12 protein-coding genes are annotated in these 12,788 nt (G+C 67.3%); 9 read left to right on the top strand and 3 right to left on the bottom strand.

All coding sequences use genetic code 11. The annotated features are described in order from the left end of the window. Position 1: 1 nt before the first annotated feature. The 6 genes from sdhA (at position 2) to AC1RVY_RS07655 (ending at position 5,330) form a co-directional block, all read left to right on the top strand. Positions 2 to 1,810, top strand: coding sequence for a succinate dehydrogenase flavoprotein subunit (sdhA, locus tag AC1RVY_RS07680; protein WP_218293934.1), 1,809 nt, complete (start codon positions 2 to 4; stop codon positions 1,808 to 1,810). A gap of 25 nt (positions 1,811 to 1,835) precedes the next feature. Then, complete coding sequence (locus AC1RVY_RS07675; protein WP_218293933.1) at positions 1,836 to 2,540, top strand: succinate dehydrogenase iron-sulfur subunit; 705 nt, start codon at positions 1,836 to 1,838, stop codon at positions 2,538 to 2,540. Between the two features lie 30 nt (positions 2,541 to 2,570). Beyond that, on the top strand, positions 2,571 to 2,900 hold the full coding sequence (locus tag AC1RVY_RS07670) for an FAD assembly factor SdhE (protein WP_369641924.1): 330 nt from the start codon (positions 2,571 to 2,573) through the stop codon (positions 2,898 to 2,900). A gap of 63 nt (positions 2,901 to 2,963) precedes the next feature. Next, the gene (locus AC1RVY_RS07665) at positions 2,964 to 4,274 is read left to right on the top strand and encodes a citrate synthase (RefSeq protein ID WP_218293931.1); all 1,311 of its coding nucleotides are present in this window, start codon (positions 2,964 to 2,966) and stop codon (positions 4,272 to 4,274) included. A gap of 251 nt (positions 4,275 to 4,525) precedes the next feature. After that, positions 4,526 to 4,987, top strand: a complete 462-nt coding sequence (locus tag AC1RVY_RS07660; RefSeq protein WP_218340674.1) for a MerR family transcriptional regulator — start codon at positions 4,526 to 4,528, stop codon at positions 4,985 to 4,987. After that, positions 4,929 to 5,330, top strand: a complete 402-nt coding sequence (locus AC1RVY_RS07655) for a carboxymuconolactone decarboxylase family protein (RefSeq protein ID WP_218293929.1) — start codon at positions 4,929 to 4,931, stop codon at positions 5,328 to 5,330. The genes AC1RVY_RS07660 and AC1RVY_RS07655 overlap by 59 nt, the downstream gene beginning before the upstream one ends. A 57-nt stretch (positions 5,331 to 5,387) precedes the next feature. On the opposite strand, the gene AC1RVY_RS07650 is transcribed toward AC1RVY_RS07655, so the two are convergent. Then, a complete protein-coding gene (locus AC1RVY_RS07650) occupies positions 5,388 to 6,398 on the bottom strand; it encodes a GlxA family transcriptional regulator (RefSeq protein WP_218293928.1) in 1,011 nt (336 codons plus the stop codon). 222 nt (positions 6,399 to 6,620) lie between these two features. Between AC1RVY_RS07650 and AC1RVY_RS07645 the strand changes: the two genes are divergently transcribed. From AC1RVY_RS07645 to AC1RVY_RS07635, 3 genes are all read left to right on the top strand, one after another. Beyond that, entirely contained in the window at positions 6,621 to 7,736 is a 1,116-nt protein-coding gene (locus AC1RVY_RS07645; RefSeq protein ID WP_492806542.1) for an S-(hydroxymethyl)glutathione dehydrogenase/class III alcohol dehydrogenase, read from the top strand. A 90-nt stretch (positions 7,737 to 7,826) separates the two neighbouring features. Continuing rightward, on the top strand, positions 7,827 to 8,693 hold the full coding sequence (gene fghA, locus AC1RVY_RS07640) for an S-formylglutathione hydrolase (protein ID WP_492806059.1): 867 nt from the start codon (positions 7,827 to 7,829) through the stop codon (positions 8,691 to 8,693). Positions 8,694 to 8,727: 34 nt separating this feature from the next. Further along, the gene (locus tag AC1RVY_RS07635) at positions 8,728 to 10,608 is read left to right on the top strand and encodes a phosphoethanolamine transferase (protein ID WP_492806058.1); all 1,881 of its coding nucleotides are present in this window, start codon (positions 8,728 to 8,730) and stop codon (positions 10,606 to 10,608) included. On the opposite strand, the gene AC1RVY_RS07630 is transcribed toward AC1RVY_RS07635, so the two are convergent. Both AC1RVY_RS07630 and AC1RVY_RS07625 read right to left on the bottom strand, forming a co-directional pair. Further along, the gene (locus AC1RVY_RS07630) at positions 10,568 to 11,749 is read right to left on the bottom strand and encodes a PA0069 family radical SAM protein (RefSeq protein WP_492806056.1); all 1,182 of its coding nucleotides are present in this window, start codon (positions 11,747 to 11,749) and stop codon (positions 10,568 to 10,570) included. The two genes, AC1RVY_RS07635 and AC1RVY_RS07630, sit on opposite strands and share 41 nt — an antisense overlap. Positions 11,750 to 11,807: 58 nt before the next feature. Further along, positions 11,808 to 12,707, bottom strand: coding sequence for a LysR family transcriptional regulator (locus AC1RVY_RS07625; RefSeq protein ID WP_218340667.1), 900 nt, complete (start codon positions 12,705 to 12,707; stop codon positions 11,808 to 11,810). Positions 12,708 to 12,788: the final 81 nt, after the last annotated feature.

Raw genomic sequence — 12,788 nt, 5'->3', positions numbered from 1 at the left:
AATGAGCTACACCAACGCTAACATCACCAAGCGCAAGTTCGACGTCGTCATCGTCGGCGCAGGCGGCTCCGGCATGCGTGCCGCGCTTGAACTCTCCCGCGCAGGCCTGAACGTGGCCTCGCTGTCCAAGGTGTTCCCCACCCGTTCGCACACCGTGGCGGCACAGGGCGGCGTGAGCGCCTCGCTGGGCAACATGTCCGAGGACAACTGGCACTACCACTTCTACGACACCATCAAGGGCTCCGACTGGCTGGGCGACCAGGACGCCATCGAGTTCATGTGCCGCGAAGCCCCCAAGGTGGTGTACGAGCTGGAACACTTCGGCATGCCATTCGACCGCAACCCCGACGGCACGATCTACCAGCGCCCCTTCGGCGGCCACACGGCCAACTACGGTGAAAAGCCCGTGCAGCGCGCCTGCGCCGCCGCCGACCGCACCGGCCACGCCATGCTGCACACGCTGTACCAGCAGAACGTGAAGGCCAAGACCAATTTCTTCGTCGAATGGATGGCCCTGGACCTGATCCGCGACGCCGACGGCGACGTGGTGGGCGTCACCGCCCTGGAAATGGAAACCGGCGACCTGTACATCCTGGAAGCCAAGACCGTGCTGCTGGCCACCGGCGGTGCGGGCCGTATCTTCGCAGCCTCGACCAATGCCTTCATCAACACCGGTGACGGCCTGGGCATGGCGGCACGCGCCGGCATCGCGCTGCAGGACATGGAGTTCTGGCAGTTCCACCCCACCGGCGTGGCCGGCGCCGGCGTGCTGCTGACCGAAGGCTGCCGCGGCGAAGGCGCCATCCTGCTCAACAGCAATGGCGAACGCTTCATGGAGCGCTACGCGCCCACCCTGAAGGACCTGGCCCCGCGCGACTTCGTGTCCCGCTCGATGGACCAGGAAATCAAGGAAGGCCGTGGCTGCGGTCCCAACAAGGACTATGTGCTGCTCAAGCTCGATCACCTGGGCGCGGACACCATCCACAAGCGCCTGCCATCGGTGTACGAGATCGGCGTCAACTTCGCCAACGTGGACATCACCAAGGAGCCGATCCCCGTGGTGCCCACCATCCACTACCAGATGGGTGGCGTGCCCACCAACATCAACGGCCAGGTGGTGCGCCAGGCCAATGGCATCCACAACGAAGTGGTCAATGGCCTGTACGCCGTGGGCGAATGCGCCTGCGTGTCGGTGCACGGCGCCAACCGCCTGGGCACCAACTCGTTGCTGGACCTGCTGGTGTTCGGCAAGGCCGCCGGCCGCCACATCGTCGAGTTCAACAACAAGAACAAGGAACACAAGCCCCTGCCCAAGGATGCGGCTGACCGCACGCTGGAGCGCCTGAACCAGCTCGACCAATCGAACGAAGGCATCTACGCGCAGAACCTGGCGGGCGACATCCGCGCCACCATGCAGCAGCATGCCGGCGTGTTCCGCACCCAGGTCAGCATGGACGAAGGCGTCAAGAAGATCGCCGAGATCCGCAGCCGCGTCGGCAGCGTGACCCTGAAGGACAAGTCCAAGGTGTTCAACACCGCGCGCATCGAAGCGCTGGAAGTGGACAACCTGATCGAAGTGGCGCAGGCCACGATGGTCTCGGCAGCGGCCCGCAAGGAATGCCGTGGCGCCCACACCGTGTACGACTACGAGCACCCTGCCGACCACGCAGAGTTCCCGCTGGGCCGCAACGACAAGGAGTGGATGAAACACACCCTGTGGTACAGCGAAGGCAGCCGCCTCGACTACAAGCCGGTCAACCTCAAGCCCCTGACGGTGGACAGCGTGCCCCCCAAGGTCCGTACGTTCTAAACAGTAGCCCCACGAGAGAAGAAACATGCAAAAGCGCACATTCCAAATCTACCGCTACGACCCGGACAAGGACGCCAAGCCCTACATGCAGACCATCGAGATCGAACTCGACGGCCACGAACGCATGCTGCTGGACGCACTGGTCAAGCTCAAGGAACAGGATCCCTCCCTGTCGTTCCGCCGCTCGTGCCGCGAAGGCGTCTGCGGCTCGGATGCCATGAACATCAACGGCAAGAACGGCCTGGCCTGCCTGACCAACATGAACACGCTCAAGGGCACCATCGTCCTGAAGCCTTTGGCGGGCCTGCCCGTGATCCGCGACCTGATCGTGGACATGACGCAGTTCTTCAAGCAGTACAACTCGATCAAGCCCTACCTGATCAACGAAGAACTGGCCCCCGACCGCGAGCGCCTGCAGTCGCCTGAAGAGCGCGAAGAGCTCAACGGCCTGTACGAGTGCATCCTGTGCGCCAGCTGCTCCACGAGCTGCCCCAGCTTCTGGTGGAACCCCGACAAGTTCGTGGGACCCGCCGGCCTGCTGCAGGCCTACCGCTTCATCGCCGACAGCCGCGACGACGCGACCGGCGAGCGCCTGGACAACCTGGAAGACCCGTACCGCCTGTTCCGCTGCCACACCATCATGAATTGCGTTGACGTGTGCCCCAAGGGCCTGAACCCCACGAAGGCCATCGGCAAGATCAAGGAACTGATGGTGCGCCGCGCCATCTGACCTGGCAACGCCCCTCCCAGACGCCAGTCCATGGAAATCCTGTCCACTCCATCCATCGCGCCAGCAGCGGGCTCGCCGCTGCTGGACGAGCGCGAATTGAGCAAGCTGCACTGGCGCTGCCGGCGCGGCCTGCTTGAAAACGACTTGTTCATCGAACAGTTCTTTGCCCGCTACGAGCCCACGCTCACCCAGCGCCATGCGCAGGGCCTGCGCGCGCTCATGGACCTGGCGGACAACGACCTGCTGGACCTGCTGCTGCGGCGGCGCGAGCCGCAGGGCGAACAAGACACAGAAGAAGCGCGCGAAGTGCTTGGCATGCTGAGACAAAGCGGTGGCGCGATGACGGCTTTCCACGCCTGACGCGGCCAAGGTGCATGCCCCAAGACCGGATCATTATCGGCAACCTACCCAAGGAAAGTAACAATGAAGCTAGCTGACAACAAAGCCACCCTGTCCTTCAGCAACGGCAGCCCCAGCGTGGACCTGCCGGTCTACCAGGGCAGCATCGGCCCGGATGTCATCGACATCCGCAAGCTGTATGCGCAGACGGGCATGTTCACCTATGACCCGGGCTTCCTGTCGACGGCAGCGACCCAGTCGGCCATCACGTACATCGATGGCGACAAGGGCGAACTGCTGTACCGCGGCTACCCCATTGAGCAGCTGGCCCAGAACTGCGACTTCCTGGAAACCTGCCACCTGCTGCTGTACGGTGACCTGCCCAACGAAGCGCAGAAGACCGACTTCACCAGCCGCGTGACCAACCACACCATGGTCAACGAGCAGATGCAGTTCTTCCTGCGTGGCTTCCGCCGCGACGCGCACCCCATGGCGGTGCTAACCGGCCTGGTGGGCGCCCTGTCGGCCTTCTACCACGACAGCACGGACATCAACAATCCGCAGCACCGTGAGATCGCCGCCATCCGCCTGATCGCCAAGATGCCCACGCTGGTGGCCATGGCCTACAAGTACGGCATGGGCCAGCCCTACATGTACCCGCAGAACAACCTCTCCTACGCAGGCAACTTCCTGCGCATGATGTTCGGCACGCCCTGCGAAGAGTACAAGGTCAACCCCGTGCTGGAACGCGCGCTGGACCGCATCTTCATCCTGCACGCAGACCACGAGCAGAACGCCTCGACCTCGACCGTGCGCCTGTGCGGCTCGTCGGGCACCAACCCGTTCGCGGCCATCGCCGCCGGCGTGGCATGCCTCTGGGGCCCCGCCCACGGCGGCGCCAACGAAGCCGCGCTGAACATGCTGTACGACATCCAGGCCCAGGGCGGCGTGGAAAAGATCGGCGAGTTCATCAAGCAGGTCAAGGACAAGAACTCCGGCGTCAAGCTCATGGGTTTTGGCCACCGCGTGTACAAGAACTACGACCCGCGCGCCAAGCTCATGCAAGAGACTTGCAATGAAGTGCTGGCCGAGCTGGGCCTGGAAAAAGACCCGCTGTTCAAGCTGGCCAAGGAACTGGAAAAGATCGCCCTGGAAGACGACTACTTCGTGCAGCGCAAGCTCTACCCGAACGTGGACTTCTACTCCGGCATCGTGCAGCGCGCGATCGGCATCCCCGTGAACCTGTTCACCGGCATCTTCGCGCTGGCCCGCACCGTGGGCTGGATCGCCCAGCTCAACGAAATGATCGGCGACCCCGAGTACAAGATCGGCCGCCCCCGCCAGCTGTTCACCGGCTCCGAGCGCCGCGACGTACCGCCCCTGTCCAAGCGCTGATCGGCCGCGCGCCAGCCGTCCACGGCTGGCTGGTGGCGCGGCGCCCCCTGGGGCGCCAGTCCGCGACAGCCTCCCCAAGCTCGCCATTGGCGGGCTTTTTCTTTGCCTGTGCGCAAACGCCGGGGCCGCCCCTCGCGGCCCAGGCCCCAGGCCCTGCGCCCCGCCGCATGGCGCGCGGGGGCCCCTCCTGCGCACCTCGGCGCAAGATGTCCCTTGACTTGGAGTGCACTCGAACTTTTAGGATCGCTTTCATGGAATCCCACCTCACCATCAACGATGTCGCACGGCGCACGGGTTTGACGGCGCACACCCTGCGCTACTACGAGCGCGCGGGGCTGATCGCACCAGTGGCCCGCGCGGCGGGCGGCCAGCGCCGCTATGCGGCAGCGGACATGGAGTGGATAGGGTTCCTGCTGCGCCTGCGCGAGACCCGCATGCCCATCGGGCAGATGCAGGCCTTCGCCAGGCTTCGCGGCGAAGGGGATGCCACGGTGCCGCAACGGCGCGCGATGCTGCAAGCGCACCTGAACGACGTGCAGGCCGCCATCGCGGCGATGCAGCAGTCGGCCCAGGTGCTGCAGGCCAAGATCGCGCACTACCGGGCGGTCGAGGTTTCCCTGGACACCGCATCCACCCCTGATGAAAGCACCCTCCATGCACCACCGCACACGCTACGAACAAGGGCTGGCCAAACTCCGCGAAATCGACGGTGAGGCTGGCGAACAGGTCATCGACAGCCTCGCCGGCATCGCACCGGACTTTGCCCGCTACCTGATCGAGTTTCCCTTCGGCGACATCTATTCACGCCCCGGCCTGGACCTCAGAAGCCGCGAGATCGCCGTCGTCGCGGCGCTCACCGCCATGGGCAACGCCGCGCCGCAGCTCAAGGTGCACCTGCAGGCGGCGCTGAACGTGGGCGTCACGCGCGAGGAAATCGTCGAGGTCATCATGCAGATGGCGGTGTATGCCGGCTTTCCCGCGGCGCTCAACGGGCTGGCCGCCGCGCGCGAGGTTTTCGCGGCACCGCCGCGCAGCACGGCACAGGCTGCTGCATGAGCGTGGGCCACGCCGGATGCGGGGCGCGCTACGGCGGGGCTGCCCGCCCGGCGGCCACTAGCCGCCCGCCCTGCTGAACCGCTCCCGGTACGCCAGCGGCGTGATCCCCAGGTGGCGCACGAACAGATGCCGCAAGGCCTGCTCCGAACCCATGCCCATGCGCGCGGCCACGGTCTTGAGCGGCAGCCCGGCCTGCGACTCGAGCAGGCGCCGCGCTCCTTCCAGCCGCGCGGACTCCACGAAGGCCGAGGGGGTCTGCCCCGTCTCCTGCGTGAACACGCGCCGGAAATGCCGCTCGCTCATCGCCGCGCGTGCCGCCAGGGCCGCCAGCGGCATGGGCTCCGCAAGATGCTCCAGCACCCAGTTCTGCACCGCCTGGATGTCGCGGTGGCCCGTGCCCTGGCTGGCCAGCTGCACGCTGAACTGCGACTGCCCGCCGGGGCGCTTGAGGTACATGACGAGGTCGCGCGCCACCTCCAGCGCCAGGGCGTGGCCAAAATCCTCTTCCACCAGCGCCAGGGCCAGGTCGATGCCCGCGGTGACGCCGGCCGAGGTCCACAGGGGGCCATCGCGCACGTAGATGGCGTCCGGGTCCACCTCGATGGCCGGATAGCGCTGGCGCAGCAGGGCCGCCACGCTCCAGTGCGTCGCGGCGCGCCGGCCGTCGAGCAGGCCGGCGGCGGCCAGGAAGAAGCTGCCCGAGCACAGGGCGATCATGCGGTCCACGCGCGGGGCCACGCTTGCCGCCCAGGCCACGAGTTCGGGAGAGGCCGCCAGCACCTGCTCGATATTGCGCGACCCCACGAGGATCACGGTGCAACCCGCGCCGCCCTGCTCCAGTTCGGCCAGGGTGTGGGTGGCGTTCAGCGCCATCAAGGTGTCCGATGGCACCGCGCCCGCCTGCGCGGCCACCACGCGCACCGCGTAGCCGTCGGGCCGGCCATGCTGGCGCAGGTGCACGTTGGCATAGTCGAACACGGACATGGGACCCACGGCCTCCAGCGCCTTGAAGCCGGGGTAGACCACGAGATCGACGCGGTGCGGGCTGTTGGCGTGGTGGTGGTCCATGGGGTCGGTCGGCAGAGCGGAAATGAAAGGCGCCTGACTATACGGGAGGCAATGTCCGGCTGCCGCCCATGCCGTCGGATCCGGCCATAACCCCAGGATCTGCGGCCACGGGCTCCACCAGGCCCTGCACATGGCCTACAGTCATGCGGTCCCCCTGCGCGCTGCCGGCCAAAGAGCCTCGCCGCCGCCCTTCCCCGACCAACCCGTTGACCCACCATGACCATCAAATCCAAAGCCGCCGTGGCCTTCAAGGCCGGAGAACCCCTGCAGATCGTCGAAATCGACGTGGCCCCGCCCCAGAAGGGCGAAGTGCTCATCAGGATCACCGACACCGGCGTGTGCCACACCGACGCCTTCACCCTGAGCGGTGACGACCCCGAGGGCCTGTTCCCCGTGGTGCTGGGCCACGAAGGCGCTGGCATCGTGGTGGAAGTGGGCGAAGGCGTGACCAGCGTGAAGCCCGGCGACCACGTGATCCCGCTGTACACGGCGGAATGCGGCGAATGCCTGTTCTGCAAGAGCGGCAAGACCAACCTGTGCGTGGCCGTGCGCGCCACGCAGGGCAAGGGCGTGATGCCCGACGGCACCACGCGTTTCAGCTACAACGGCCAGCCCATCTATCACTACATGGGCTGCAGCACCTTCAGCGAGTACACGGTGGTGGCCGAGGTCTCGCTCGCCAAGATCCACCCCGACGCCAACCCCGAGCAGGTCTGCCTGCTGGGCTGCGGCGTGACGACCGGCCTGGGCGCGGTGAAGAACACGGCCAAGGTGCAGGAAGGCGACACGGTGGCGGTGTTCGGCCTGGGCGGCATTGGACTGGCGGTGATCCAGGGCGCCAAGCTGGCCAAGGCCGGGCGCATCATCGCCATCGACACCAACCCCTCCAAGTTCGACCTGGCCCGCACCTTCGGCGCCACCGACTGCATCAACCCCAAGGACTTCGACAAGCCGATCCAGCAGGTCATCGTCGAGATGACCACCTGGGGCGTGGACCATTCGTTCGAGTGCATCGGCAACGTGAACGTGATGCGCGCGGCGCTCGAATGCGCGCACCGCGGCTGGGGCCAGAGCGTCATCATCGGCGTGGCGGGCGCGGGGCAGGAGATCTCCACCCGCCCCTTCCAGCTCGTCACCGGCCGCAAGTGGCTGGGCACGGCCTTTGGCGGCGTCAAGGGCCGCAGCGAGCTGCCCGGCATGGTGGAAGACGCGATGGCCGGCAAGATCCAGCTGGCGCCCTTCGTGACGCACACCATGGGCCTCAAGGACATCAACGAAGCCTTCGACCTGATGCACGAGGGCAAGTCCATCCGCTCCGTGGTCAAGTATGCCGCCTGAGCCTGCCCCGCAGGCGATCAATCAAGGTAAAAACAGCCCCTAGCGCTTATCCTTCATGCGCTGCAAGCTATCAATTTTGAAGCAATCCACATGACCACCTCCCTGGACCTGCTCGGCAGCCACGCCTGCTTTGGCGGCGAGCAGCGCTTCTACCAGCACGCCTCTGCCGAGATCGGCCTGCCGATGAAGTTCTCGGTCTTCCTGCCGCCGCAGGCGCGGCAGCGCCCTGTGCCCGCCATGCTGTACCTGGCGGGGCTGACCTGCACGGAAGAAACCTTCATGGTCAAGGCCGGTGCCCAGCGCCTGGCGGCCGAGCTGGGCCTGGCGCTGGTCGCGCCCGACACCAGCCCGCGCGGTGCCAACGTGCCGGGCGAGGCCGAGAGCTGGGACTTCGGCGTGGGCGCGGGCTTCTACCTGGACGCCACGGCCGCGCCCTGGGCGCGCCACTGGCGCATGGAAAGCTACCTGATGAAGGAACTGCTGCCGCAGGTGGCGGCGCAACTGCCCATCGATGGCGAGCGCCTGGGCATCTGCGGCCACTCCATGGGCGGCCATGGCGCGCTCACGCTGGCGCTGCGCCACCCGGGGCGGTTCAAGAGCCTTTCGGCCTTTGCGCCGATCTGCGCGCCCACGCAGTGCCCCTGGGGCGAGAAGGCCTTCACGGGCTACCTGGGGCCAGACCGCACGGGCTGGATCGAGCACGACGCCACGGTGCTGATGCAGCACCAGCCGGTGGCGCCCTACCCGGCCGGCATATTGATCGACCAGGGCCTGGCCGACAAGTTCTTGCCCACGCAGTTGCACCCGCATCTGTTCGAGGAGGCGTGCCAGGCCATCGGCCAGCCGCTCACCCTGCGGCGCCACGAAGGCTACGACCACGGCTACTACTTCATCCAGAGCTTCATGGCCGACCACCTGAGGCACCACGCCAGGACCCTGCAGGCCCCCGGATGTTAATGCGGCCTTAAGTCTCGGGCGCCACAGTGCGCCCATGCCTTTGATCCTGCAGCGCCTGCTGCTTTCCCATGCAGCCACGGGCGCCGGGCCCCGGTCTCCAGCCCCAGCTTCCTCCGCACCCGCACCGCGCCACCTGCACCCCGCGTGGGTGGTGGTGCTCATCAGCGCCTGGCTGGCCACGGCCTGCAACGTGCCGCTGTGGCGCGAGGTGGCCGAGCTGCCCGGCCACGGCAGCGCGCGCGGCTGGGCCTTTGCCGCGGCGTTCGTGGTCATCGTGGCCGCCGGCAACGCGGCCCTGCTGAGCCTCCTGGCCTGGCGGGGCACGCTCAAGCCCGCGGCAGCGGTGCTGGTGGTGATGGCAGCCTTCGGGGCCTACTTCATGCTCGCCTACGGCATCGCCATCGATGCCAGCATGCTCGTGAACGTGCTGCAGACCGATGCCCACGAGGCGGGCGACCTGCTCGGCTGGCGCATGGCGGGCACCGTGCTGGCGCTGGCGGTACCGCCGCTGGCGTGGCTCTACCGCACTCCGGTGCTGCGCCTGGGCGGCCTGCGGCACGCGGCCCACAACGGCGCGCTCTTGCTCGGAGCCATCGCGGTCATCGTGGTGTGCCTGCTGATGGTGTTCCAGGACTTCGCATCCACCATGCGCAACCACACCAAGCTGCGCTATCTCATCAACCCGCTCAACAGCGTGTACGCGCTGGGCAACATCGCCACCAGGCCCTTGCGCATCGACACCAGCAAACTGCTGCCGCTGGGGCGCGATGCCAGGCTGGGCGCAAGCTATGCGGGGCAGAAACAACCGCCCCTGCTGGTGCTGGTGCTGGGCGAAACCGGCCGCAGCGGCAACTTCGGGCTCAACGGCTATGGCCGTGGCACCACGCCGCTTCTTTCGGCCCGCACCGACCTCGTGAGCGCCCGCAACGCGTGGTCCTGCGGCACCAGCACCGCCGCGTCGGTGCCCTGCATGTTCTCGCACCTGGGGCGCACCGGCTACGAGGCGCGCGTGGCCAATTTCGAGAGCCTCGTCGATGTGCTGCACCACGCCGGGCTGGCCGTGCTCTGGGTGGACAACCAGTCGGGCTGCAAGGGGGTGTGCGACCGCCTGGGCGACACCAACACGTCGGCACTGCAGGACCCCGCGCTGTGCCCCACCCGGGGCGAATGCCTGGACCGCATCATGCTCAAGGACCTGGACGCCCGCATTGCCGCGCTGCCCGCCGAGCAGCGCCAGCGCGGGACCGTGGTGGTCCTGCACCAGATCGGCAGCCATGGGCCCGCCTACTCCAAGCGCTCGTCACCCGAGCACAAGAAATTCCTGCCCGAATGCACCTCCACGGCGCTGCAGGAATGCGAACGCCAGCAGGTGGTGAACGCCTACGACAACAGCATCGTGGAAACCGACTTTTTCCTCGACTCAGTGCTCAAATGGCTTTCCACGCGCTCCGAACAAGCGCAGACAGCTATGGTTTATGTAGCAGACCATGGTGAATCACTGGGCGAGAACAACCTCTACCTGCACGGCCTGCCCTACGCCATCGCGCCCGACGTGCAAAAGCACGTGCCCTGGATCACCTGGCTCTCGCCCGCCATGCAATCGCGCACGGGTGCGGCCACGGGCTGCCTGCAGCAGGACCTGGCCGAACGGCGCATCACGCACGACAACTACTTTCACTCCGTACTCGGCCTCCTGGACGTGACGACGGGGGCCTACAACCCGGACCTGGACATGTTCACCGCCTGTCGCCACCAGGCACAGGCGATGGCCGCGCCCCCCCGGCGGCAGCCGCAGGCTGTGACGGCGAGCAAGCCGGACTTGTGCGTTCCGGCCAGCTCCGGCCACTTCCACTTCCCTCGCAGCCCGGCCTGGCTCAGAACAGGCTGCCCTGCCCGCGCGCAAGCCCCGGCCTGAACTGCGACAGGTCCAGCTCCAGCCGCTCCCGGTTGAGCCCCAGCCGCCGGCACGCCCCCGCGAACCGCTGGCGCAGCATGTCCGCCCACAGGCCGCTGCCCTTCATGCGGGTGGCGAAGCTGCTGTCGTAGTTCTTGCCCGCGCTGCGCTGGGCCGCATCGAGATTGTGCAAATCCTGCACCCGCGCAATCACGCGCGCCGCGCGCTGCGGGTAGTGCACCTGCAGCCATTCGCGGAACACCGCATCCAGCTCCCACGGCAGGCGCAGCACGGTATAGAACGCGCTCCTGGCCCCCGCATCGCGCGCGGCCTCCAGCACCTGCTCCATGTCTTCGGTGATGAAGGGGATCTGCGGGGCCACGCTCACGCCCACCGGGATGCCGGCCTCGGCCAGCGTGCGCAGCGTGCGAAGGCGCCGGTGGGGGGCGGCGGCGCGCGGCTCCATGCGGCGCGCCAGCAGCGGGTCGAGCGTGGTGATCGTCACGTACACCGCGGTCAGTTGCTGCGCTGCCAGCGGCGCGAGCAGATCGAGATCGCGCTCCACCCCGCTCGACTTGGTGATGAGCGAGAACGGGTGCCGTGCATCGCGCATCACCTCAATGAGGCCGCGCGTGAGCCTGAGTTCGCGCTCCACGGGCTGGTAGCAGTCGGTGGCCGAACCGATGTTGAGCAGGCGCGGCACATAACGCGGCTGCGCCAGTTCGCGGCGCAGCACCTCGGCGATGTTTTGCTTGGCCACGATCTGGGTCTCGAAGTCGAGCCCGGGCGAAAAATTGAGATAGCTGTGCGTGGGCCGGGCGTAGCAGTACACGCAGCCGTGCTCGCACCCCCGGTAGGGATTGACGGACAGCTCGAAAAAAATGTCGGGGGAGTCGTTGGCGCAGATGGCGCTGCGGGCCGTCTCCAGGTGCACCGTGGTGGCGGGGGCGGGCCCGCCGCCGCCGCCATCATCATCCCCATCCGCCCCTCCCGCGCCCTGCGGGCCGTGGTTCCAGCCATCATCCACCACCTCGCGCACATCGCGGCTGAACCGGTGCGGCATGGCCGTGGCGGCCCCCCGGCCCCGGATGGCCTGCAGGGGGACGCGCACTTCCGCCGGTGCGTCGGGCAGGTCGGGGTCGGCGGCAGGGTTTGGTTTCATAACTGTATGAATATACAGTTATTTGAAGCGGGGCGCACTGCCCTCCCCCCGCCACACCCTACTCGCGGAAGAGCCTTTCGATCACCCCCCGCAGCCACTGGTTGCCCGGATCGCTCTCGAACCGGCGGCTCCAGTGCAGCGACACCGTGAAATCCCGCAGCGGCAAGGGCGGCTCGATGAGGGTGTAGCCCCCATCGGCCGCGAAGGTGCGCGCGATGTTGCGCGGCATCACCACCGCGAGGTCCGTGGCCCGCACGATGGCGGGCAGCACCATGAAGTGCTCGGTGGTCAGGCGCAGGCGGTCTTCGAGCTGCAGCATCTCCAGGATCCGCAGCGTGTCCGAATGCGTGCGCACGGCCACGAACTCCAGCTGCCGCAGGTCCTTGAGCAGGCCGGCCCCGGCGCGCCTTCGCGCGGCAAAGGGGTGGCCGGCGCGCAGGAGCACCACGTAGCGGTCCTGGATGAGCTCCACGCGCTGCGTGTCCTTCACCGTCGGCAGGAAACCAAAGGCGAAGTCGATGCGCCCGCTGTCCAGCCGCTGCGCGATCTCGCTGCGCGGCACGGGCAGCGTCTCCAGCCGCACGCCGGGTGCCTCGCGCCGCAGCGCCACCATCAGGTCCGGCAGAAAGCGGCCTTCGCCGATGTCGCTCATGTGGATGCGGAACACCTTGCGCGAATTCGCCGGGTCGAACAGCGCGGACTCGTTGAGCGCCTCCTCCAGCAGTCCGAGCGCGCCGCGCACCGCATCGGCCAGCCGGTCGGCCTTGGGCGTGGGCTCCACGCCGCCGCCCGCGCGCACGAACAACGGGTCCTTGATCAGCAGGCGCAGCCGCGTCAGCGCCTGGCTGGCGGCGGGCTGGGTGAGGTCCAGCAGTTCGGCGGCCCGGCTCACGTTGCGCGTGCGGTAGACCGCGTCGAACAGCCGCAGCAGATTGAGGTCGATGTCCTTGATATGCATTGGATGAATACCGCTTAGTCGTTTCATTGTATTGATGGATGACGCATGCCCGCCGAAGATCAAGGCCTTCCTCTTCAGCAC

The sequence above is a fragment of the Acidovorax sp. GW821-FHT11A03 genome, assembly GCF_058809075.1.
The sequence above is the reverse complement of the archived record's forward strand: the minus strand, read 5'-3'. Positions and strand labels throughout refer to the sequence as shown.